The sequence below is a fragment of the Salinicoccus sediminis genome, from assembly GCF_000986795.1.
Classification (GTDB): Bacteria; Bacillota; Bacilli; order Staphylococcales; family Salinicoccaceae; genus Salinicoccus; species Salinicoccus sediminis.
Genome location: NZ_LAYZ01000017.1, coordinates 1 through 494, shown reverse-complemented (window position 1 = coordinate 494; position 494 = coordinate 1). Strand labels below are relative to the sequence as shown.

General features: G+C 53.0%; 1 rRNA gene. It reads right to left on the bottom strand.

Annotated features, from left to right (window positions below):
- Positions 1-494: ribosomal RNA gene (locus tag WN59_RS07915) — 16S ribosomal RNA — on the bottom strand; the annotation flags it as partial.

The following is a 494-nucleotide window of genomic DNA, read 5'->3' as shown; positions in this document are numbered from 1 at the left end:
TTCAGGTGTTACTGACTTTCGTGGTGTGACGGGCGGTGTGTACAAGACCCGGGAACGTATTCACCGTGGCATTCTGATCCACGATTACTAGCGATTCCAGCTTCATGGAGTCGAGTTGCAGACTCCAATCCGAACTGAGAACAGTTTTATGGGATTCGCTCAACCTCGCGGTCTCGCTGCCCTTTGTACCTGTCCATTGTAGCACGTGTGTAGCCCAAATCATAAGGGGCATGATGATTTGACGTCATCCCCACCTTCCTCCGGTTTGTCACCGGCAGTCTCACTAGAGTGCCCAACTGAATGCTGGCAACTAGTCATAAGGGTTGCGCTCGTTGCGGGACTTAACCCAACATCTCACGACACGAGCTGACGACAACCATGCACCACCTGTCACTCTGCCCCGAAGGGAACCCCTGTCTCCAGGGGGGTCAGAGGATGTCAAGATTTGGTAAGGTTCTTCGCGTTGCTTCGAATTAAACCACATGCTCCACCGC